Source organism: Pseudomonas sp. RV120224-01b (assembly GCF_003208145.1).
In the GTDB taxonomy this organism is placed as follows: Bacteria; Pseudomonadota; Gammaproteobacteria; order Pseudomonadales; family Pseudomonadaceae; genus Aquipseudomonas; species Aquipseudomonas monteilii.
In genome coordinates, this window is sequence record NZ_QKMQ01000003.1 from 165,564 (window position 1) to 188,043 (window position 22,480).

Below are 22,480 nucleotides of genomic sequence, written 5' to 3' on the forward strand. Positions count from 1 at the left end.
GGTCTACTGTTTTCGCCCCCTTGGAAGGAAGCTGCCCATGATTGCCAAAGCGCTGGCCTGCGTGTTGTTGACTGGCTGGCTGTGCCAGTCGGCGCAGGCGCGCGACTACCGCTACAGCGATGCCCACTTGCACTACGTCGACTTCTTCCAGGAAAGCGAAGGCATGGCGGCATTGATCAAGGCCATGGATGCTGCCGGTATCGAGCAGTCGATGATTTCCGGCATACCGGTGGCCAAGAAGTGGCATGAGGACGAGCCCAAACGCCCACGCTATTACGCCGGTGACGATGCCGATGCCTATTGGTACAGCGCGACCGATACCTATGTGGCCGCAGCCCTGCAGCCATTGCCGGAAGAGCAGCGTAAGCGCTTTCATCCGTTTCTGACGGGCTTCAACCCGGTAGACAAGAACGCAGTCAGCCACATCGAGCGGATGCTCGACCTGTATCCGGGGTTGTGGCAGGGCATTGGCGAGGTGTTCACCCGGCACGACGACCTGACAGCGCTGACCAGTGGCGACACGCCGCGCGCTAACAACGAAGCCATGACGCGTATCTACCACCTGGCGGCCGAGCGTGACCTGCCGGTGTTGCTGCATTCCAACATCACCTCCAAGCGCGAGCGCAACCCGTTGTACCTGGCGGAAATCGAAGAGCCGCTGCGTAATCACCCGCACACGCGGTTTATCTGGGCGCACGCCGGCAGCAGCATGGAGATACACCGGCACCAGACGCAGATGGACTTTCTGCTGCCGGTGCTGACGCGGCTGCTGGAGGACTACCCGAACCTGTATGTGGACCTGTCGTGGAGTGTGCTGGAGCCGTATCTGCTGGACGACAAAGGCGTGCCGCGCAAGGAGTGGGTGGCGTTGGTCGAACAGTACCCGGAGCGTTTCATGCTGGGGTCGGACGTGGTGGGGCGATTTGGCAGCCTGGGGGAGCAGATGCACGGGTTCAGGCCGTTTCTGGATGCCTTGCCGGAAGAGGTGGCCAAAAAGGTGGCGCGGGATAATTTTCTGGCTGTTTTACCTAGGCAACACAAATAAAAACGCCCCGAACCAGTCGGGGCGTTTTCGATTACCGCAGCAGCGTCTTACTTGCCTTCCCAGCGCTTGAGCACCAGGGTGGCGTTGGTGCCGCCGAAGCCGAAGCTGTTGCTCATGACCGTGTCGATCTTGGCGTTTTCTTCGGTTTTGCGCAGGATCGGCAGGTCGGCGACCTCCGGGTCCAGTTCGTCGATGTTGGCGGAGCCGGCGATGAAGTTGTTTTCCATCATCAGCAGGCAGTAGATCGCCTCGTGCACGCCAGCAGCGCCCAGCGAGTGGCCCGACAGGCTCTTGGTCGAGCTGATCTTCGGTGCCTTGTCGCCGAACACGGCGCGAACGCCCTTGATTTCGGCAACGTCACCGACCGGGGTCGAGGTGCCGTGGGTGTTCAGGTAGTCGATCGGGGTGTCGACGGTGGACAGTGCCTGCTGCATGCAGCGGATGGCACCTTCGCCGCTCGGGGCAACCATGTCATAGCCGTCGGACGTGGCGCCGTAGCCAACGATTTCGGCGTAGATCTTGGCGCCACGGGCCAGGGCGTGTTCCAGCTCCTCGACCACCACCATGCCGCCACCGCCAGCGATGACGAAACCATCACGGTCGGCGTCGTAGGCACGCGAGGCCAGTTCCGGGGTTTCGTTGCGCTTGGTCGACAGAGCGCCCATGGCATCGAACAGGAACGACTGGCTCCAGTGCTCTTCTTCACCGCCACCGGCGAAGACGATGTCTTGCTTGCCCCACTGGATCTGCTCCAGCGCGGTACCGATGCAGTGAGCCGAAGTGGCGCAGGCCGACGAGATCGAGTAGTTGATGCCCTTGATCTTGAACGGGGTGGCCAGGCACGCCGAAACGGTGCTGCCCATGGTGCGGGTAACGCGGTATGGGCCGACGCGCTTGACGCCTTTCTCGCGCAGGGTGTCCAGCGCTTCCATCTGGTTCAGGGTCGAGGCGCCGCCAGAGCCGGCTACCAGGCCGGTACGCGGGCTGGAAACCTGCTCTTCGGTCAGGCCGGCGTCCTTGATCGCGTCTTGCATGGCCAGGTAGGCGTAGGCAGCAGCGTGGCCGACGAAACGGTAGACCTTGCGGTCGATCAGTTCTTCGAGGTTGAGGTCGATGGACCCGGAAACCTGGCTACGCAGCCCCATTTCCTTGTATTCCGGGTTGTAACGGATACCCGGACGGCTGTTGCGCAGGTTTTCGGTGACGGTAGCTTTGTCATTGCCCAGGCACGACACGATGCCCAGACCAGTGATAACGACGCGGCGCATGCGAATAACCCTTAGAAATTGTCAGTGGAGGTGAACACGCCGACCCGCAGGCCTTCGGCAGTGTAGATCTCGCGGCCGTCGACGCTGACCGAGCCATCGGCGATGGCCATGTTCAGCTTGCCCTTCAGGACGCGCTTGATGTGAATGTTGTACGTGACTTTCTTGGCTTCAGGCAGTACCTGGCCAAAGAACTTCACCTCGCCCGAACCCAGGGCGCGGCCGCGGCCCGGCAGGCCCTGCCAGCCGAGGAAGAAGCCCACCAGCTGCCACATGGCGTCGAGGCCCAGGCAGCCCGGCATGACCGGGTCGCCTTCGAAGTGGCAGGCGAAGAACCACAGGTCCGGGTTGATATCCAGCTCGGCGACCAATTCACCTTTGCCGTACTTGCCGCCTTCTTCGCTGATATGGGTGATGCGATCGACCATCAGCATGTTCGGCGCGGGCAGTTGCGCATTACCTGGGCCGAACAGCTCACCGCGACTGCAGCGCAGCAGGTCTTCCCGAGTAAAGGCGTGTTGTTTGGTCATGCGAGCTCCTCAATAACCCCCTGTGGCAGGGGATGAACCTTCCCGGCCGGCCCGATACGCAACGCGTTCGGGGCGGCAGCCTACAGGTAGACTATTGCGTTGTGGTGAAAGTCACAGCGCACCTGGTGAAAGAAGTACAGGTGTGCACTGAAACGTCTATTTTCAGGTCCGATGAAGGTCCTGTCCAGTGTTTAAGACTGCCGCACTTTAGCATTTATCGCCAGTCGCGGTTGTCCGACCGGGTAACCAGCGCTGCAACACCCGTTGCAGTTCGGTGCGGCGCAAGGGTTTGCTCAGGTAGTCGTCCATGCCGGCGGCCATGCAACGCTCCCGGTCGCCCTGCAAGGCGTTGGCGGTCAAGGCGATGATCGGTAGCCCGGCGCCGTTGGGCAACTGCCGGATGCGCCGGGTGGCTTCATAGCCGTCCAGGTGCGGCAGGCGGCAATCCATCAGCACGGCGGCAAAGCGTTGCCGGCCGACCAGGTCGACCGCCTCCAGGCCATCCTCGGCGGTGCATACGGCCATCCCCAGGCTGCGCAACATGGCCTCGATGACACTCTGGTTGACCGGATTGTCCTCTACCAGCAGTACCTGGTCATTGTCGGTAACCGGCGCTGGTGCAGCCATTGGCGGCGCGAGCGGGACGGGGGCAGGGCTGGCAAGTGCCAGCGGCATCTCCAGGGTAAAGGTCGAACCCAGGCCTTCGCGGCTTTCACCGCGCAGCTTGCCGCCCATGCGCTCGGCCAGGGTACGGGCGATCGACAGCCCCAACCCGGTGCCGCCATAACGGCGGGAAATCGAGCTGTCGGCCTGCTGGAAGGCGACGAACATCATTTCCAGCCGGGCACTGTCAATGCCGATGCCCGTGTCGCGCACGCTACAGGTCAGCCAGATCAATTGCCGGTCAAGCACCTGCCAGCGTGCTTCGACCTGCACCTGGCCCCGCTCGGTGAACTTCAGGGCGTTGCCCACCAGGTTCAGCAGGATCTGGCGGATGCGTGTGGGGTCACCGTTCACCTGCAGTTGCTTGATACCGGCAGGCAGTTGCAGGTGCAGGCCCAGGCCGCGCTGTTGGGCGCTGTGCTGGAACGACTGGACACTGCTGGTGATCAGTTCACCCAGGTTGAAGTCGATGTGTTCCAGTTGCAGCGCGGCGCGTTCGATGCGCGAGAAATCGAGGATGTCGTTGATGACCTTCAACAAATGCCCGGTGGACTCGCTGGCGACCGCCGTGTAATCGGCCTGTTCGGTGCTTAGCGATGTGGTCTCCAGCAGCTGCAGCATGCCCAGCACGCCATTCATCGGCGTGCGCAGCTCGTGGCTCATCATCGCCAGGAAGTCGGATTTGGCGCGGTTGGCCTGCTCGGCCTCCTCACGGGCCTGAATCAGCTCGGCAATGGCCTGCTTCTGTTCATCGCTGGCCTGTTCCAGGGCGCTGGCCAGGTTGTTGATGTGGCGTGCCAGGTGGCCCAGTTCGCTGTCATCGACCACCGGCAAGGGGGTGTTGTACTCACCTTGCTGAATGGCCTTTACCGCATGGCCCATGTCGCTGATAGGCTTGGCCAGGCTCAGGGCCAGGCGGCGTGCCAGCAAAAAGGTGAACAGCAGCGCGAACAGCGCCAGGATGCCGGCTTTGATCACGATTTCCTGCTGGCGCTGGCTGAAGGCGTCATCGGACATGCCAACGATGACCCGCCCCAGGTAGTCGTCACCGATGGCGGGGGTGGTGGCTTTGCCCTGTTGCAGGAAGTCGGTGTCCAGGCGGATTTGCTGCAGGCGGATGGGGGCCTGGAACACTTCAACCTGTTGCGCGCGGTTGGCGCTTTCGTCGGACTGCTCGACGTACACCAGAATGTGGTTGCGGCTGTCCTGCACTTCCAGAAAGCGTACGTGCGGGATACTGAGGGTGGCACGCATCAGCCCTTCGAGCACTTCGTTGTTGCCCGAAATCACCCCGTACTCCGATGCCGGTGCCAACTGATTGGCGATCAGTTGCCCGGTGTGGTTGAGCTCCTGGCGCAAGTCCTGGATGCGCACGAAGGTAAAGAAGCTGATCAACAGCAAGGTCAGCAGCAGGGCAGGGCCCAGGCTGATGATCTGGGTGCGGGTGTGGATGTCCCAGCTCAGGCGCTTGCTCATGGGGTGGGCTCTCCTGCGGCCAGGGTTTTGGCAGCGGCGTTCGGATCGATCGGTTCAAGGCCCAGGGCGCGGGCCACCTGCTGGTTGCCACTGACGCCGTAGCGCGCCGGGTACAGGCTGCGTGGCCAGCGCGCTGGCGGCTGGTCGAGCAGCTGGTCGAGCTCCGCCAGCCAGTCGTCCTGGTCGCTGTAGGTGCTGGCCAGGGCGCCGGCCCGCACAAACCCGGCGTTCGGGCCGATCAGTGCCATTTGCCGGCCATAGCTGCTCAGCAGCAGGTTTTTCGCCGTCTTGGAGTTGTACAGGTTGGGGTCGTCCAGGCCCAGCAGCACATCGCTGTTGCCCAGCAGGTGCTGCAACGGCCGACTGTCCCGTGGGTCGGACCAGTCCTGGGCAATGATCTCCAGGCCCATCGGGCGGGCAGCATGGCGCAGCTCGTCGAGCAAGAAACTGCTGTGTTCACCGTACAGCACGCCAATGCGCTGGGCCTGCGGCAACAAGTAGCGCGTCAGGCGCAATTGCCGGCCCAGCGGCGCGTCGCTCCACAACAAGGTAAGGAACGCAGGGCGCGACTTTCCCAGGCGCTGTTCAGCCTGTACCCGGCTGACCCGCATGGCCAGGGCCGGTGGGCCGGCGTTTTCACCCAGGCGCCACTCCAGCGCGGCGCTGTCGAGCAGAATCAGGCGCTGGTCCGCTTTGAGCTTGCTCGGGCGCGGCAGCTCGGCAGTGGTCAGAAAATGCACATGGTCATGCGGTCGGCGGCTTTCCAGCGCCGCGACAAAACTGCGGATGCCGGGCTGGTCCTCAGCCCCTACCAGCAGGATCTCACTGGCCGACAATGGCCCGAGCGGCCACAGGCACAGCAGCAACAGGCGCAGCAACACGGCCATCAGAACTCCAGCTCCGCGCTGACGCTCAGGCGGTGGCGGCTGTCGTAGCGGTTCTGGATTGCCGTGGTGGGTTCATCGTCCAGCCGCTGCTGCCACAGCGCCGCCAACTCCAGGTTACTGCCATGCACCCGAAAACGCTTGGCCAGGCGTAGGTCCAGGCGCTCGTAGCGGTACTGGTTGAGTGCATCGTCACCGTAGTAGAACAGCGCGCTCGACCAGCCAGCCCCCCATTCGCGCATCCATCCGGCCGAGCCGCTGTTGTGGGCGCTGAGGCGGCGGTCGTCGGGGTTGCTGGCCCAGGCATCGACGTAGGCGTAGGTCAGGCGCAGGCGATCGCGCAGGGTGGGGCGCCAGTCCAGTTGTGCTTCGCTGCCACTGAAACGGGCCTTGTTGGCGTTGCTGGCGATGTACTGGTTGTTCTTCAAGGGCTCGCTGATCATTCCCGTGATCTCGTCGTAGAACAGCTTTACATCCATGCTCAGGTCGATGTCGCTGAAGGAGCCGTTGTAGCCCAGCTCGCGCGAGCGCATGCGCTCCTGTTCGAGGTCGCCGGGGCCACGGGTCTTGACGAAATACTCGCCGTTTTGCAGGCCAAATGCATTGGGGGTGAGGTTCTTGACCGTGTAGCTCCAGTTGACGTTGTTCTCGAACATGTCGGGCGAGCGTACGGCCTCGGAGTACACGGCGCGCAGGCCATGGCGCGGGGCAATCAGGTAGTTGACCGCCACACGCGGGGTCAGCGAGCTGCCAGACAGGCGGGAGTCTTCGAACATGGCCCCGCCCTGCAGGATCCAGTGTTCGTCGGCGCGCCATTCCAGCTGGCCGAACAGGCGCCAGGTCTGGTCGTCGAGGCTGCCGTTGAAGTAAGTCTGCGAGTCGGCCCGGTCATAACGGTAGTTCATGCCGCTGAGCAGGCGCAGGCTGTCGGTCAGGCTCAGGGTGTCCTGGATTTCCAGGTCGTAGCGGGTTTCGCGGGTGCTCTGGTCGACGTCGCCGCACACTTGCTGCATGCCACCGTTCTCCCACTGCTGCTGCACTTTCTGCAAAAGCCCTTTCAGGGTGGGGTCGTCGGTGGAAAGGGGGGCACCAGTGGCGATGCCGCGTGCCACTTTTTCGGCGAAGTCAGGGTTCATTTGCCAGAGCTGGGTCAGTTCGGGGCTGAACGACTGCAATGCATCACAGGCGCGCCACACCTGCTGGCGGTCAAAGTGTTGCGCCGAACCCTGGATATAGAGGCTGTGCTCGGCGCTGAAATCCTTGGTCCAGCGCAATGAGCCGGCATAGTCCTTGGCATTGACGTCTGCGTTGTCGCCGGCCTCGTACCTGGCGAATACTGGCTGATAGGTATAGGGCCGCTGGTTGCTGCCTTCCTTCGCTGCCAGTTGCCACTCCAGGGTCTGGTCCACTGCCAGGTTGTGGCTGGCGCTGAGGTTGAAGCGGGTAAGCCGGCGGCTGTCGCGGTAGTCCTGGCCAAACTGGTTTTCGTCGAAACCATCGTCCTGCTGGCCGGACAGCGACAGGCGCATGTCGCCGCCGTCCCAGCCAAAGCCGTGGCTGGCGTAGAAGTCGTTGATGCCATCCTGGCCGCGGGTCACCTTCAGCCGCGTGCCATGGCTGTCGGCAGGGTTGCGGGTGAGGATGTTGACCACCGCCATCAGCGCGTTGGCGCCGTAGCTGACGGTGTTCGGGCCGCGGAACACTTCGATGCGCTCGATATCCTCCATGGCCAGAGGGATGTCGCTCCAGTCCACGGTGGCCAGGCCCGCACGGTACACCGAGCGGCCATCGATCAGTACCTGCATGCGGCGTGCGTCGTTGACGTTGCTGCCGTGGTAGTTGACCGTGGGTTGGTTACCGGCACCGTAGCCAATCATCATGCCCGGCACCAGGCGCAGCAATTCGGGGATGTCGCGGGCGCCACTGGCACGGATCAGCTCGCTGTCGAGCACGGTCATGCTACCCGGGACTGCCGCCGGGGATTGTTTCAGGCGTGTGGCAGTCAGAACCTGGGGCAGGTCGGTGTTGTCGATGAACAGGTCGTCGGCCACAGCCGGGCTGCCGAGCAGAGCGGTCAGTATGAGCAGGCGCGGGTACGGGGGCGTGCCAGGGAACACGGGGCGGCCTTGTATCAGGATTGAAACAGGCATGGTAACTGACCGTGGCGCATTTGCCAGTGACCTGGAGTGGTTTTGCAATGTGTCTGACTTGACGCTTTCATGGGGGCGAAAATCGAGCGCCGCCCGCGCGGCGCATCGCGAGCAAGCTCGCTCCTACATTTGTTGCAACGTGGCCATGACAGTGTCATCTGCGTTGCAAGCCTTGGCGCATGGCAGGCGAGCCGTATAATGGCGGGGTCGCCACTTAATTTTTGGCTTTAACGGATTGGATATGACTGAACAGCAACCTGTTGCAGTTCTGGGAGGCGGCAGCTTTGGCACCGCCGTGGCGAACCTGCTGGCGGAAAACGGTGTGCCGGTGCGTCAATGGATGCGCGACCCGGCGCAAGCCGAGGCCATGCGCGTCAATCGAGAGAATCCGCGCTACCTCAAGGGCATCCGGCTGCACGATGGCGTCGAGCCGGTCAATGACCTGCTGGCGACCCTGCAGGCCAGCGAGCTGATTTTCGTTGCCCTGCCGTCGAGCGCCCTGCGCAGCGTGCTGGCGCCCCATGCCGAGCTGCTGCGCGGCAAGGGCCTGGTCAGCCTGACCAAGGGCATCGAAGCGCAAAGCTTCAAGCTGATGAGCCAGATCCTTGAAGAAATTGCCCCCGAAGCGCGTATTGGCGTGTTATCGGGCCCTAACCTTGCCCGCGAAATCGCCGAGCATGCGCTGACTGCAACGGTGGTTGCCAGCGAGGACGAAAAACTCTGCAAGCAGGTGCAGGCTGTGCTGCATGGGCGCACGTTCCGTGTCTATGCCAGCGCTGACCGCTTTGGTGTCGAGCTGGGTGGCGCGTTGAAAAACGTCTACGCCATCATCGCCGGCATGGCCGTTGCGCTGGGCATGGGCGAGAACACCAAGAGCATGCTGATTACCCGTGCCTTGGCCGAAATGACCCGCTTTGCCGTCAGCCAGGGGGCCAACCCCATGACCTTCCTCGGCCTGGCCGGTGTCGGTGACCTGATCGTCACCTGTTCCTCGCCCAAGAGCCGCAACTATCAGGTTGGCTACGCGCTGGGGCAGGGCCAAAGCCTGGAAGAGGCGGTCAACCGCCTGGGCGAGGTGGCCGAAGGCGTCAATACCATCAAGGTGCTCAAGGCCAAAGCCCAGGAAGTGCAGGTCTACATGCCGCTGGTGGCGGGCCTGCATGCCATCCTGTTCGAAGGCCGCACGCTGAACCAGGTGATCGAGCACCTGATGCGCGCCGAACCCAAGACCGATGTCGATTTCATTTCCATCAGCGGTTTCAACTGAGCCTTTGGCGGCTCTGACACGAGCAAGGAGCGACACATGAACGATACGCCCGAACGCGCCCAGCGCGAGTCGATCATCCTGCGGGTGCTGTGGATGCTGGTGTTCCTGGTGGTCTGGCAACTGGCCGAACTGTTGTTGGGCGGGCTGGTGCTGGTGCAGCTGATCTACCGTCTGGTGTACGGCGCACCCAGCGCCAGCCTGATGAACTTCGGCGACAGCCTGAGCCAGTTCCTGGCGCAGATCGGCCGCTTTGGCAGCTTCCACAGCGACCAGAAGCCATGGCCGTTCTCTGACTGGCCTGCGCCGCGCGCGCCGGAAGGTGAAGCCGCGCATGCCGTGGCGCCGGCCCCGCATCCGGTACGTGACGAGGAGCCCAAGCTGTGAAGCTGTGGGTACTGCGCCACGGCGAGGCGGAGCCACGGGCCAACACAGATGCCGAACGCCGTTTGACTGCCCATGGCCGCGAGCAGGTGCTGCACAGCGCTGCTCGCCTGCTCGGGCAGCCGTTGCAGGCAATTATTGCCAGCCCCTACATGCGCGCCCAGCAAACGGCGGCGCTGGTGCATGACACGCTGGGCTTCGGCGAGCCGGTGCGTACCGTGCCCTGGCTGACCCCGGAAAGTGACGTGCAGCAGGTGATCGGTGAAATCGAGCGGCTGGGCCTGGAGCATGTACTGCTGGTCAGCCACCAGCCGCTGGTGGGGACCTTGGTCGGGGCGCTGGAGCATGGCCATCAGCAACATCCTGCAGCCATGAGCACCGCCAGCCTGGCGGAACTGGAAGGGGATTGGCCGCTGGCTGGGCTGATGACCCTCAAAGGGATCAGTTATCCGGCTTGAAACCCTGAAACCGGTAAGGCAACTGGCATTTTTGTCAGTTGCCGCGGTGAGTGGCCCCTTGCTAGCGTTGCCTGAAAGCAAACAGGCAGGGAGCAGCGAATGAAGGGTGAGAGGGGGGCGTTGTTGAGCTCCGTGGATTTGCAACCTACCCTGGACATGGTTGAGCAAGGTGTCGCTCTGGACTTCGCCCGATACAGCCTGCTACGCGATTCGGCCGATGCCAAGCTCTATGGCCTGATGAAAACGGTCAACGCCAGCAGCGTGCTGAATGCTGCTGATAGAGAGAACAGTCTGCAGGACTTTCTTATCCTTCAAGATACCTGCCAGCGGGTGTCTCATTTGCTGCAAACCAGTTGCCTGGCTCTGCGTCGCCTTCAGCTTGACTATAAGGACCAGCGCCTGGCCCGCGAAGCGCTGGAAAGCCAGCTGGCCTACATGCAAGCCTGCCTGCGCCGTTCACTGGCCAGTTTCGACCGGTCGGCGTGACCTGATAGCCCTCGCCGATGACCTTTCCGGACGTTGCCGAACGGCGCGCCGATGCCGACAATGAGCCATCATCCTCCGTCCGGACCAGGCGCCATGCCGCAGCAGATCTTCTTCGCCCATGCCAACGGTTTCCCCTCGGCTACCTATGGCAAGCTGTTCGCTGCCCTGGCGCCGGACTACCAGGTGCAGCACCTGGCCCAGCATGGGCACGATCCACGCTTTCCGGTGAATGACAACTGGCAGAGCCTGGTCGATGAACTGTTGCACCACCTGGCGCAACAGGACCAGCCGGTCTGGGGTGTCGGCCACTCGCTGGGTGGCGTATTGCACCTGCATGCTGCCTTGCGCTGCCCCGAGTACTACCGTGGCGTGGTGATGCTCGACTCGCCGGTACTCACCCGCGCCGATCAATGGCTGCTGCGCACCGCCAAGCGCTTTGGCTTCATCGACCGTATCACCCCGGCCGGGCGCACGTTGGGGCGCCGCGAAACGTTCAATGACCGCGACAGCGCCCGGGACTATTTCGCCGGCAAGTCACTGTTCCGCCATTTCGATCCCGACTGCCTCGACGCTTATGTCGAACACGGCTTGCAGGCGGCAGAGCAGGGCCTGCAGCTACGCTTCGACCCGGCTACCGAAATCAGCATCTACCGCAGCATCCCGCATACCAGCCCGGCGCCCGCGCGGCAGTTGCAGGTGCCGCTGGCCATGGTGCGCGGCGACCGTAGCAATGTCATTCGCCGCCACCACACCCTGGCCGTACGGGGTATGCCCCAGGGTGAATACCACAGCGTGCCGGGCGGGCACATGTTCCCGCTGGAGCGCCCTGCAGACACCGCCAGCCTGATCAAGGGCCTGTTCGACCGCTGGAGTCAGGCATGAGCGCACACGTCGAAGAAATCCGCCTGAGCCTGGGCCATATCGAGCTGGCCGCGCACCTGTTTGGCCCCGAGGACGGGCTGCCGGTGATTGCCTTGCATGGCTGGCTGGACAACGCCAACAGCTTCGCCCTCCTGGCGCCGCAACTCAAAGGCCTGCGCATCGTCGCCCTGGACCTGGCCGGGCACGGTTACTCCGAACACCGCCCGCCTGGCGCCGGTTATGCCTTGGCCGACTATGCCCATGATGTGCTGCGGGTGGCCGAGCAGCTCGGTTGGCAGCGTTTTGCACTGTTGGGGCATTCGCTTGGGGCAATCATTTCGGTGCAGCTGGCTGGCGCCTTGCCCGACCGGGTCAGCCGTCTGGCGTTGATCGACGGCGTCATCCCGCCGACCGGTGCCGAGCAGGATGCAGGCGAACGTTTGGGGATGGCACTGCAGGCCCAGCTGCGGCTGGACGGCAAGCGCAAGTCGGTGTACGCCACGCTGGAAGACGGTGTGCATGCCCGGATGAAAGGCATGGTCGCGGTCAGCCGCGAGGCTGCCGAACTGCTGGCCCAGCGTGGCCTCATGCCGGTGCCGGGCGGTTACAGCTGGCGCAGTGACAGCCGCCTGACCTTGCCATCGCCAGTCCGCCTGAGCGAAGCGCAGGCCATGGCCTATGTGCGCAGGGTGAATTGCCCGGCGCAGCTAGTGGTCGCCGCCGATGGCATGCTGGTGCGCCACACCGCGTTGCTGGAGCAGCTACCCTTTGAGCAGGTGACGCTGCCCGGTGGCCATCACCTGCACCTGAACGATGAGCAGGGCGCGGCCCTTGTCGCAGACTGTTTCAATCGCTTCTTTGGCTTTGCTTGACTTGCACCGGACAACTGTCGAGGCTTGGCGGGTTGAACAGGGAGACAACCATGCAACTGCCAGACATCCTGGAGCTTCATTTCGGCGCACGGCGCCGCCTGGGTCGCCAATGAGCGCGCCCGTTTCCATTCGTACTGCCCTGGCCGCTTGCCTGATGCTCGCCAGCCCCGTGATGTGGGCCGGCAGTTTACCGGTGCCGGTGGACGCCAAGGTCGTCGACCAGCGTCCGGCCGTGGAGCAGGAACGCGTCTACCCGATGGGCCCGCTGCGCAAGATCAGCGGCCGCCTGCGGGTCGAAGACAAGGTCGAAAGCCGTGGCCAGGTCAGCTCGGTCACTTACGAACTGCCGGTCGAACGCACCGCCCGCGAAGCCTTCACCACTGCCCGTGAAGAACTGCAGCGCGACGGTGGTTACCCGTTGTTCTGGTGCCAGGGCCGCGATTGCGGCGAGGCCAGCCTGTGGGCCAATGATGTGTTTGCCAATGCCCGCCTGAACGGTGGTGACGAGCAGCAGGCCTTCATCTTGCTGCGTCGCTCGGCGGAAGAGGCCGACACCCTGGTCGCGCTGTACAGCGTTACCCGGGGCAACCGCCGCGCCTACCTGCATGTGGAAGAGTTCGTCGCCGGCAACCCGTTGGGCGAACTGCTGCCGACCGCTGCCACGGTGCTGCGCGAAATGCGCGACACCGGCAAGCTCGACTACCCTGACCTGGCTGCGCCGCAAGACACCTGGGTGAATTTGCTGGCCCGCAGCCTGAACCTGGACAGCACCCTGCGTGCCAGCCTCAGTGGCGCTCAGGCCGAAGCCTGGCGTGAGGCGCTGGTCAAGGCAGGGGTGCGCAATGGCCGCCTTGAAGTCGGTAGCGCGCCCACCGACGGCCTGCACCTTGAACTGATCCGTTGAACGAGCGCCGCCATGGTTAACAATGATCGCCTGCTGGTCCAGATTCTGCTGTTGGCGTTGCTGGGGGCCGGCCTGTGGGTGATGGCACCGTTCATCTCGGCGTTGCTGTGGGGGGCCATCCTGGCGTTTGCCAGCTGGCCGTTGATGCGCTTGCTCACGCGTGTGCTGGGCGGGCGCGAAACCTTGGCGGCCAGCCTGTTGACCACCGCCTGGATCCTGATTGTGGCATTGCCGCTGGTGTGGCTGGGGTTCAACCTGGCCGATCATATTCGCGATGCCACGGCGTTCGTGCGCGACGTGCAGGTGGACGGTTTGCCCGATGCACCGGCCTGGTTGGGGGGCATACCGTTCGTTGGCGAGCGCCTGGTCAACTGGTGGCAATCGCTGGACCAGCAGGGCGCGGCCTTGCTGGCATCGGCCAAGCCTTACTTCGGGCAGGTGGGCAACTGGTTGCTGGCGCGCAGTGCGCAGATCGGCAGCGGTGTGCTGGAACTGACCCTTAGCCTGGTGTTCGTGTTCTTCTTCTACCGCGACGGCCCGCGCCTGTCGGCGTTCGTACTGCGCTTGCTGCACCGCCTGATGGGTGACCGCGCCGAGTACTACCTGGAGTTGGTGGCGGGCACCGTTCAGCGGGTGGTGAACGGGGTGATTGGCACAGCGGCTGCGCAGGGTTTGCTGGCACTGATCGGCTTCCTGATTGCCGGTGTGCCGGGTGCCATCGTGCTGGGCCTGGTGACCTTCATGCTCAGCCTGATCCCCATGGGCCCACCACTGGCCTGGATCCCGGCCACGGCCTGGCTGGTGTGGAAGGGCGAGTACGGCATGGCGGTGTTCCTGGGCATCTGGGGCACCTTTGTCATCAGCGGCGTGGACAACGTGCTCAAGCCGTACCTGATCAGCCGTGGCGGTAACCTGCCACTGGTGATCGTGCTGTTGGGTGTGTTCGGTGGATTGCTTGCCTTTGGCTTCATTGGCCTGTTCATCGGGCCGACCTTGCTGGCGGTCGGGTACAGCCTGCTGCTGGACTGGAGCCGTAACGCTGCGCAGCAACCGCCCCAACAGTAAGCCTGTAAGGGCCTCTTCGCGGGCACGCCCGCTCCCACAGGTAATGCACATTCTTCCAGGCCTGTGTTGTTCCTGTGGGAGCGGGCGTGCCCGCGAAGAGGCCGGTACAGGCAACGCTTAACCCTGATTTTTACGCTTTCTTTATACCCACCCCCATCCCCCGATCTCGCCCCTTTACGCCCCTCCCTCAGACAATTTCCCCATAGCGGCACAAGCCGCACCACGGGGAGAACCACTCATGAACATGCTCGACGGGCTGTCACTGCTGCTGGCAGTGGCCTTGGCGTTTTATCTGCTGGTGGCGCTGCTGCGCGCCGATCGCAGCTAAGGAGCGGCCATGCACAGTTACGATTTCGCCTTGCTGCTGGCGTTCTTTGCCATCGTGCTGCTACCGGCACCCTGGCTCGGGCGGTTCTACTACAGGGTCATGGAAGGCCAGCGCACCTGGCTGTCGCCGCTGCTGAGCCCGGTCGAGCAGGTGTGCTACCGGCTAGCGGGCGTGAACGTCAGCCAGGAGCAGAACTGGCGGCAATACACCCTGGCGCTACTGGCCTTCAACCTGGCCGGATTCCTGCTGCTGTTCGCCGTGTTGCTGTTGCAGGGCTACCTGCCGCTCAATCCGCAGCATCTGCCCGGCCAAGAGTGGTCGCTGGCGTTCAACACCGCCGTCAGCTTCGTCACCAACACCAACTGGCAGGCCTACAGTGGTGAGGCATCGGTCAGCTACCTCAGCCAGATGCTTGGCCTGACCGTACAGAACTTTGTCAGTGCCGCCACCGGCCTGGCCGTGCTGGTCGCGTTGTGTCGCGGCATTGCCCGGCGCAGTGCAACGACGCTGGGCAATTTCTGGGTCGACATGACCCGCGCCACCCTCTATGGCTTGCTGCCGCTGTGCCTGCTGCTGGCGCTGCTGCTGGTGTGGCAGGGCGTGCCGCAGACCTTTGCCGACTACGCTCATGCGCTGACCCTGCAAGGAACTGACCAGACCATTCCGCTGGGGCCGGCCGCCAGCCAGATCGCCATCAAGCAACTGGGTACCAACGGCGGTGGCTTCTTCGGCGTCAACTCGGCGCACCCGTTCGAAAACCCCACGGCCTGGAGCAACCTGTTCGAGGTGGCGTCGATCATCCTCATTCCGGTGGCGTTGGTGTTCACGTTCGGCCACTACGTGAAGGACCTGCGTCAGAGCCGCGCGATCCTCGCCTGCATGCTTGCCCTGTTCCTGATTGGCGGCAGCACCGCGCTGTGGTCCGAGTACCAGCCCAACCCGGCGCTGGAAAGCACCCAGGTGCAACAGGCGGCCCCCTTGGAAGGCAAGGAAAGCCGGTTTGGCACCACCGGTTCGGTGTTGTGGACGGTCACCACCACTGCAGCCTCCAACGGCTCGGTCAATGCCATGCACGATAGCCTCAACCCGCTGACCGGCATGGTGGCGATGGTCAACATGATGGTGGGCGAGGTGATTTTCGGCGGCGTCGGCGCCGGGCTGTACGGGATGCTGCTGTTCGTGCTGATCGCGGTGTTCCTGGCCGGGCTGATGATTGGCCGCACCCCGGAATACCTGGGCAAGAAGCTGCAAGCCCGTGAGGTGCAGTTGCTGGTGGCAACCCTGCTGGTGATGCCGGTCGGCGTGCTGGTGCTGGGCGCTATCGCCGCCAGCCTGCCTGGCCCGGCGGGTGCGGTCAGCAACCCGGGGGCGCATGGTTTCAGCCAGCTGCTGTACGCCTACACCTCGGGCACGGCCAACAATGGCTCGGCCTTCGCCGGCTTCGGTGCCAACACGGTGTACCACAACCTGATGATCGGCCTGGCCATGCTCATCGGCCGCTTCGGCTACATCCTGCCGATCCTGGCCTTGGCTGGCAGCCTGGCAGCGAAGAAAAGCGCACCGCAGGGGCAGAACAGCTTCCCCACCCATGGCCCGCTGTTCACCGGCCTGCTGCTGGTGACCATCCTGCTGGTGGGTGGCCTTACCTTCCTGCCGACCCTGGCCCTGGGGCCAATCGCCGAACACCTGAGCCTGGGTTTCTGAGGACTGACCATGAACATGCCCATTCCTGAAGTTAAAGCGCGGCACACCGCCAAGGACCAGACTCGCTTCGCCGCGCTGTGGCGTCCGGCGCTGGTGCAGGCGTTCGTCAAGCTCGACCCGCGCCAGCTCAAACGTTCGCCGGTGATGCTGGTGGTGGCCCTGACCGCGGTGCTGACCACTGTGCTGTGCTTCGCCCCCGGCAGTGGCGTGAGTACCGGCGTTGCCGTGCAAATCGCCCTGTGGCTGTGGTTTACCGTGCTGTTCGCCAACTTTGCCGAGGCGCTGGCCGAAGGCCGTGGCAAGGCCCGCGCCGACAGCCTCAAGGCGGGTAGCCAAGGCTTGACCGCCCAGCGTCGCAAGCGTGATGGCAGCTACGAAACCATTGCAGCCAGCGCGTTGCGCAAAGATGACGTAGTGCGCGTAGTCGCTGGCGAAATGATCCCCGGCGACGGCGAGGTGCTGGAAGGTATCGCGGCGGTCAACGAGGCCGCCATTACCGGTGAGTCTGCCCCCGTGATCCGCGAGTCCGGCGGCGACCGCTCGGCCGTGACCGGCAATACCCGGCTGGTCTCCGACTGGCTGTTGATCCGTATCACCAGCAACCCGGGCGAATCGACCCTCGACCGCATGATTGCCTTGGTCGAAGGCGCCAAGCGCCAGAAAACGCCGAACGAGATTGCCCTCGACATCCTGTTGATCGGCCTGACGCTGATCTTCCTGATCGTGGTGGTGACCTTGCAGCCGTTCGCCCACTTCGCGGGTGGCAGCCTGCCGCTGATCTTCCTGGCCGCGCTGCTGGTGACGCTGATCCCTACCACCATCGGCGGCCTGCTGTCGGCCATCGGCATCGCCGGCATGGACCGCCTGGTGCGCTTGAACGTCATCGCCCGCTCCGGCCGGGCGGTGGAAGCGGCCGGTGATGTGCATACGCTGATGCTCGACAAGACCGGCACCATCACCTTTGGCAACCGCCGCTGCAGCGCGCTGCATGCTGCACCAGGCATCACCGCCAAGGAATTGGGCGAGGGCGCACTGCTGGCCTCGTTGGCCGATGACACCGCCGAAGGCAAGTCGATTGTCGAGTACCTGCGCCAACTGCACGACTTTATCGAACCGGCTGCGGGGCAGTTCGAGGCAGTGGCCTTCAGTGCCGAAACACGTCTGTCGGGTATCGACTTCCAGCAGCACCGCTACCGCAAGGGCGCCGTCGATGCGGTACTGGCGTTCGTCGGCATGCAGCGCCTGGAAATGCCCCCGGCGCTGGCCCGCGAAGTGGAGCGCATCGCCCAGAGCGGCGGCACACCGCTGCTGGTATGTATCGACAAGCGCCTGCTTGGCGTGATCCACCTCAAGGACGTGGTCAAGCCGGGTATCCGCGAGCGCTTCGCCGAGTTGCGCAAACTGGGCATTCGCACGGTGATGGTGACCGGCGACAACCCGCTTACTGCCGCCGCCATCGCAGCCGAAGCGGGGGTGGATGACGTACTGGCCGAGGCCACCCCTGAGAAGAAACTGGCGCGTATTCGCCAGGAGCAGAACGACGGCCGCCTGGTGGCCATGTGCGGCGACGGTGCCAACGACGCCCCGGCACTGGCGCAGGCCGATGTGGGCATGGCCATGAACGACGGCACCCAGGCCGCGCGTGAGGCGGCCAACATGGTCGATCTGGACAGCGACCCGACCAAGCTGCTGGACGTGGTGCAGGTAGGCAAAGAGCTGCTGGTCACCCGTGGCGCACTGACCACCTTCTCCATCGCCAACGACGTGGCCAAGTACTTCGCCATCCTGCCGGCGCTGTTCGCCGCCATCTACCCACAGCTGGGCGTGCTCAACCTGATGCACCTGGCCAGCCCGCAGAGCGCGATCCTGTCGGCCATCGTGTTCAACGCGCTGATCATCATCGCGCTGATCCCGCTGGCGCTGCGTGGCGTGCGGGTGCAGGCGGCCAGTGCGGCGCATCTGTTGCGGCGCAACCTGCTGATCTACGGGCTGGGCGGCATTGTGGTGCCGTTTGCCGGGATCAAGCTGATCGACCTGCTGCTCAATGCCCTGAACCTGGTCTGAGGAGGCCGCCATGAATGCTTATGTACGCCCGGCGTTGAGCCTGGCTTTGTTGATGACGCTGGTGACGGGTGCGCTGTATCCGCTGGCGGTGACGGGCATTGCCCAGGTCGCCTTCCCGGAACAGGCCAATGGCAGCCTGGTGCGCGACGACCAGGGCCAGGTGCGTGGTTCGGCGCTGATCGCCCAGGAATTCAAGGGTGATGGCTGGTTCCATGCGCGGCCTTCGGCGGGCGCTTACGCCACGGTGGCCAGCGGTGCCAGCAACCTGTCGCCGAGTAACCCGGCGCTGGCCGAGCGGGTCAAGGGGGACGCGGCAACGCTGTACCTGGCGCAGCAGGGGCCGGTGCCGCAGGCGTTGCTGACCACCTCGGGCAGCGGCCTCGACCCGCACCTGCCGCCAGAGGCCGTGGCTTATCAGGTTCCGCGGGTGGCAGCAGCGCGGCAAATGCCGGTGGAGCGCTTGCAAGCCTTGGTGGAAGAGGCCACCCTCCACCCATTGATCGGCCCGCCGGTGGTCAATGTGCTGGCGCTGAACCAGGCACTGGAGCAATTGAGCCACTGATGTTGGGGCCGCTCTGCGGCCCATCGCCGGCAAGCCAGCTCCCACAGGTACTGCACATGACTTTAGGTTGCTGCGGTCGAGGTGGGAGCTGGCTTGCCGGCGATGGCCTGCGAAGCAGGCCCTTTGGTCGACCGTCGCAGATTCTGAAGGATGAGACATGAGTGATTCCGCCCGCGCCGATGCGCTGCTGGCTAACCTCCCTCGTACAGGCCGGGGCCGGCTCAAGGTCTTCCTCGGCGCCGCCCCCGGCGTCGGCAAAACCTTTGCCATGCTCCAGGCCGCCCACGCCCAGCAACGCCAGGGTGTTCAGGTGCTGGCGGGGGTTGTCGAAACCCACGGCCGCGCCGAAACCGAGGCGTTGCTCGCCGGCCTTCAGCAGCAACCCCTGCTGCGCAGCCAGTACCGTGGGGTTACGCTTGAAGAAATGGACCTCGACGGCCTGCTCAAGGTCGCACCAACACTGGCCCTGGTCGACGAACTGGCCCATACCAATGCCCCCGGCAGCCGGCACGCCAAGCGCTGGCAGGATGTGCAGGAATTGCTGGCCGCCGGCATCGACGTGTACACCACGGTCAACGTCCAGCACCTGGAAAGCCTCAACGACAAGGTGCGCGACATTACCGGCGTGCTCGTACGCGAAACCCTGCCGGACTGGGTGTTGCAGGAAGCCTTCGAACTGGTGCTGATCGACCTGCCACCGCGTGAGCTGCTCGAACGCTTGCGCGAAGGCAAGGTGTACGTACCGGAGCAGGCGCGGGCCGCGATCGACGCGTACTTCTCGCAAACCAACCTGACCGCGCTGCGCGAACTGGCCATGCAGACTGCCGCCGCGCAGGTCGATGCCGACCTGGCCCATGGCTATCGCCAGCGCGGCCAGGAGGCCCCGGCCTTGCGTGGCCGGCTGCTGGTGGGCGTGGATGGCGACGACCAGGCCGAGCGCCTGGTGCGTCATGCCAGCCGTGTGGCCCAGCGCCGCCACCTGCCCTGGAGCATGGTGCATGTGGACAACGGCCGCCTGCGTGACGAAACCGCCCGCCATCGCCTGCAGGCCGCGCAGCAACTGGCCGAGCGCCTGGGCGGGGAGGTGGTGCTGCTGCGTGCCGGCGAAGTGGCGCGCACGTTGATCCAGCATGCTGCCGAACGACGGGCCAGCCTGGTGCTGGTCGGGCAGTCCCGCGACCGACTGCGCCGGCGCCTGTTCGGTGCCGGGGTGGCTGCGCGGCTGCTGCGTGAGAGCCATGGCCTGGAAATCAACGTGCTGGACCGCGATGTGCAGCCGCAAGCGCCGCGTTCGGCGGTGCGGCGGGTGTGGGTGTGGCGGCATTACCTGCTGGCGCTACTGGCCACCGTCATGGCAGCAGGCCTGTCCTGGGCGGTCTCGAGTGTGCTGGCGTTGCCAAACATTTCGCTGGTGTTCCTGGCGGCGGTGTTGCTGGTGGCGGTACGCAGCAGCCTGGGGCCTGCGCTGGCCTGTGCTGCGTTGTCGTTCCTGACTTACGATTTTCTGTTCATTCCGCCCAATTTCTCGTTCAGCATCCAGCGTGAAGAAGATGTGCTGACCCTGGTGTTCTTCCTGCTGATGGCCGCACTAACCGGCAACCTGGCCGCCCGCCAGCGTCGACAGCTGCAGGCGCTGCGCGAGACCCAGGCACAGACCAGCCAGTTGCTCGACCTGTCGCGCCGGCTGACGGTGGCCACCGACCGCCAGGCCGTCTTCAATGCCGCCGGCCAGCATCTGGATGGCTGGCAGGATATGCAGGTGTGTCTGCTGGAGCGCAACGCCGAAGGCCAGCTGCAAGTGGCCAGTGGTGAAGCCCACGCCTTTAGCGACAACGAACGCGCCGCCGCGCAATGGGCCTGGCAGCATGGCCAGGCCGCCGGCCATGGCAGTGACACCCTGCCCAATGGCCGCTGGTGGTGGTGGCCGCTGGCGGTAGACGAACAACCCCTGGCGCTGCTCGGTGTACGCCCGCGTTCCGGCCAGCCGCTCAGCGACCCGCGCCGGCGCCTGCTCACCGCCCTTGGCCAGCCGCTGGCACAGGCATTGGCCCGCGCCCGCCTGGCCGAGCAACTGGAGGCCGCACGCCTGCATGGCGAAACCGAGCAGTTGCGCAGTGCCTTGCTGGCGTCCGTTTCCCACGACTTGCGCACGCCGTTGACTGCCATGCGTGGCAGCATCGACAGCCTGCTGGCGTTGGGCGAGGCCATCCCGCCTGAAGACCGCCGTGAGCTGTTGGAAGGCACCCGCAACGAGGCCGAGCGCCTCGACCGCTACATCCAGAACCTGTTGGACATGACCCGCCTGGGCCACGGCGGTCTCAAGCTGGCACGCGACTGGGTGGCTCCGGGCGACATCGCTGGCAGTGCGCTCAACCGCCTGCGCGTAGTGCTCGCCCCGTTGCGTGTGCACACTGACGTGCCGGCCGAGCTGCCGCTGCTGTTCGTGCATGCAGCGCTGATCGAGCAGGCGCTGGTCAACGTGCTGGAAAACGCGGCACGGTTCTCGCCGGCCAACGGTCGGCTTGAACTCCACGTATCGGTGCAGGACATGCAGTTGCGTTTTGCCGTCCTTGACCAAGGCCCCGGCATTCCGGTGGCCGACCGCGAGAAGATCTTCGACATGTTCTACACCGCCGCCCGTGGTGACCGTGGCGGGCAGGGTACCGGCCTGGGCCTGGCCATCTGCCAGGGCATGATCGGTGCCCATGGCGGGCAGATTCTGGTAGGCGAAGGCATCGATGGCCAGGGCACCGGCATCACTCTATGCTTGCCACTGCCCCCTCAACCTGAAGCCGAAAGCGAAACCCCATGAGCCAGTCCGCCACCCTGTTGGTCATCGACGATGAACCGCAGATCCGCAAGTTCCTGCGCATCAGCCTGGCCTCCCAGGGCTACAAGGTGATCGAAGCCGCAACCGGTGAGGAAGGGCTCACTCAGGCCGCATTGGGCAAGCCGGACCTGGTGGTGCTCGACCTGGGCCTGCCGGACATGGACGGCCAGCAGGTGCTGCGTGAGCTGCGCGAGTGGAGTGCGGTGCCGGTGATGGTGTTGTCGGTGCGCGCCAGTGAAGTGCAGAAGGTGGATGCGCTGGATGGTGGGGCGAACGACTATGTGACCAAGCCGTTCGGCATCCAGGAGTTCTTGGCGCGGGTGCGTGCCCTGCTGCGTCAGGTACCGCAGACCGGTGGTTCGGAGGTGGCAGCCAGCTTCGGGCCATTGACCGTGGATTTTGCCTTCCGCCGGGTGACGCTGGAGGGCGTCGAGGTGGCGCTGACGCGCAAGGAGTATGCCTTGCTGGCGCTGTTGGCCGGGCATCCGGGGCGGGTGATTACCCAGCAGCAGTTGCTCAAGGACATCTGGGGGCCTACCCATGTGGAAGACACACATTACTTGCGGATCGTGGTCGGGCATCTGCGCCAGAAACTGGGGGACGACCCCACGGCACCTCGCTTTATCATTACCGAGGCGGGCGTGGGGTACAGGTTGGTGGCGCCAGTCGATTAACTGGCCGGTAT

20 protein-coding genes are annotated in these 22,480 nt (G+C 64.4%); 15 read left to right on the top strand and 5 right to left on the bottom strand.

The genetic code is table 11. The features are described from left to right. Positions 1 to 37 precede the first annotated feature (37 nt). Positions 38 to 1,045: an amidohydrolase family protein gene (locus N436_RS06790; RefSeq protein ID WP_110740662.1), complete on the top strand. Its 1,008-nt coding sequence runs from the start codon at positions 38 to 40 to the stop codon at positions 1,043 to 1,045. 47 nt (positions 1,046 to 1,092) lie between these two features. Here the strand turns inward: N436_RS06790 and fabB are convergent, their stop codons facing one another. From fabB to N436_RS06815, 5 genes are all read right to left on the bottom strand, one after another. Next, positions 1,093 to 2,313, bottom strand: coding sequence for a beta-ketoacyl-ACP synthase I (fabB, locus tag N436_RS06795; protein WP_019099700.1), 1,221 nt, complete (start codon positions 2,311 to 2,313; stop codon positions 1,093 to 1,095). 11 nt (positions 2,314 to 2,324) lie between these two features. Continuing rightward, positions 2,325 to 2,840: a 3-hydroxyacyl-[acyl-carrier-protein] dehydratase FabA gene (fabA, locus tag N436_RS06800; protein ID WP_003251509.1), complete on the bottom strand. Its 516-nt coding sequence runs from the start codon at positions 2,838 to 2,840 to the stop codon at positions 2,325 to 2,327. A gap of 207 nt (positions 2,841 to 3,047) precedes the next feature. Beyond that, on the bottom strand, positions 3,048 to 4,979 hold the full coding sequence (locus tag N436_RS06805; RefSeq protein WP_105946505.1) for an ATP-binding protein: 1,932 nt from the start codon (positions 4,977 to 4,979) through the stop codon (positions 3,048 to 3,050). Then, positions 4,976 to 5,866 carry an ABC transporter substrate-binding protein gene (locus tag N436_RS06810; RefSeq protein ID WP_105946506.1) on the bottom strand — a complete coding sequence of 297 codons (891 nt, stop codon included), beginning with the start codon at positions 5,864 to 5,866 and terminating at the stop codon, positions 4,976 to 4,978. Before N436_RS06810 ends, N436_RS06805 begins: the two co-directional genes overlap by 4 nt. Next, positions 5,866 to 8,013, bottom strand: coding sequence for a TonB-dependent siderophore receptor (locus tag N436_RS06815; RefSeq protein ID WP_177410872.1), 2,148 nt, complete (start codon positions 8,011 to 8,013; stop codon positions 5,866 to 5,868). The genes N436_RS06810 and N436_RS06815 overlap by 1 nt, the downstream gene beginning before the upstream one ends. A 241-nt stretch (positions 8,014 to 8,254) precedes the next feature. Between N436_RS06815 and N436_RS06820 the strand changes: the two genes are divergently transcribed. The 14 genes from N436_RS06820 to N436_RS06885 all read left to right on the top strand — a co-directional run bounded on the left by N436_RS06820 (position 8,255) and on the right by N436_RS06885 (position 22,469). Then, entirely contained in the window at positions 8,255 to 9,280 is a 1,026-nt protein-coding gene (locus N436_RS06820) for an NAD(P)H-dependent glycerol-3-phosphate dehydrogenase (RefSeq protein WP_105946508.1), read from the top strand. A 36-nt stretch (positions 9,281 to 9,316) separates the two neighbouring features. Next, the gene (locus tag N436_RS06825; RefSeq protein ID WP_016711631.1) at positions 9,317 to 9,664 is read left to right on the top strand and encodes a DUF4389 domain-containing protein; all 348 of its coding nucleotides are present in this window, start codon (positions 9,317 to 9,319) and stop codon (positions 9,662 to 9,664) included. After that, a complete protein-coding gene (gene sixA, locus N436_RS06830) occupies positions 9,661 to 10,119 on the top strand; it encodes a phosphohistidine phosphatase SixA (protein WP_110740664.1) in 459 nt (152 codons plus the stop codon). Before N436_RS06825 ends, sixA begins: the two co-directional genes overlap by 4 nt. A 99-nt stretch (positions 10,120 to 10,218) precedes the next feature. Then, a complete protein-coding gene (locus N436_RS06835; protein WP_105946510.1) occupies positions 10,219 to 10,605 on the top strand; it encodes a hypothetical protein in 387 nt (128 codons plus the stop codon). A 93-nt stretch (positions 10,606 to 10,698) separates the two neighbouring features. Then, the gene (locus tag N436_RS06840) at positions 10,699 to 11,487 is read left to right on the top strand and encodes an alpha/beta fold hydrolase (protein ID WP_019099705.1); all 789 of its coding nucleotides are present in this window, start codon (positions 10,699 to 10,701) and stop codon (positions 11,485 to 11,487) included. Then, the gene (locus N436_RS06845; RefSeq protein ID WP_110740665.1) at positions 11,484 to 12,338 is read left to right on the top strand and encodes an alpha/beta hydrolase; all 855 of its coding nucleotides are present in this window, start codon (positions 11,484 to 11,486) and stop codon (positions 12,336 to 12,338) included. The genes N436_RS06840 and N436_RS06845 overlap by 4 nt, the downstream gene beginning before the upstream one ends. 109 nt (positions 12,339 to 12,447) lie before the next feature. Next, entirely contained in the window at positions 12,448 to 13,242 is a 795-nt protein-coding gene (locus N436_RS06850; protein ID WP_105946513.1) for a DUF4892 domain-containing protein, read from the top strand. Between the two features lie 12 nt (positions 13,243 to 13,254). After that, positions 13,255 to 14,307, top strand: coding sequence for an AI-2E family transporter (locus N436_RS06855; RefSeq protein ID WP_105946514.1), 1,053 nt, complete (start codon positions 13,255 to 13,257; stop codon positions 14,305 to 14,307). 238 nt (positions 14,308 to 14,545) lie between these two features. Then, positions 14,546 to 14,635, top strand: coding sequence for a K(+)-transporting ATPase subunit F (gene kdpF, locus N436_RS06860; protein WP_003251485.1), 90 nt, complete (start codon positions 14,546 to 14,548; stop codon positions 14,633 to 14,635). Positions 14,636 to 14,644: 9 nt separating this feature from the next. Continuing rightward, complete coding sequence (kdpA, locus tag N436_RS06865; RefSeq protein ID WP_110740666.1) at positions 14,645 to 16,339, top strand: potassium-transporting ATPase subunit KdpA; 1,695 nt, start codon at positions 14,645 to 14,647, stop codon at positions 16,337 to 16,339. 9 nt (positions 16,340 to 16,348) lie between these two features. Then, positions 16,349 to 18,403, top strand: a complete 2,055-nt coding sequence (gene kdpB, locus N436_RS06870; protein ID WP_016711623.1) for a potassium-transporting ATPase subunit KdpB — start codon at positions 16,349 to 16,351, stop codon at positions 18,401 to 18,403. Between the two features lie 10 nt (positions 18,404 to 18,413). Further along, entirely contained in the window at positions 18,414 to 18,965 is a 552-nt protein-coding gene (kdpC, locus tag N436_RS06875; RefSeq protein WP_110740667.1) for a potassium-transporting ATPase subunit KdpC, read from the top strand. Between the two features lie 157 nt (positions 18,966 to 19,122). Further along, positions 19,123 to 21,777: a sensor histidine kinase KdpD gene (locus tag N436_RS06880; RefSeq protein ID WP_110740668.1), complete on the top strand. Its 2,655-nt coding sequence runs from the start codon at positions 19,123 to 19,125 to the stop codon at positions 21,775 to 21,777. Then, entirely contained in the window at positions 21,774 to 22,469 is a 696-nt protein-coding gene (locus tag N436_RS06885) for a response regulator (RefSeq protein WP_110740669.1), read from the top strand. The genes N436_RS06880 and N436_RS06885 overlap by 4 nt, the downstream gene beginning before the upstream one ends. The last annotated feature ends 11 nt before the right edge of the window (positions 22,470 to 22,480 follow it).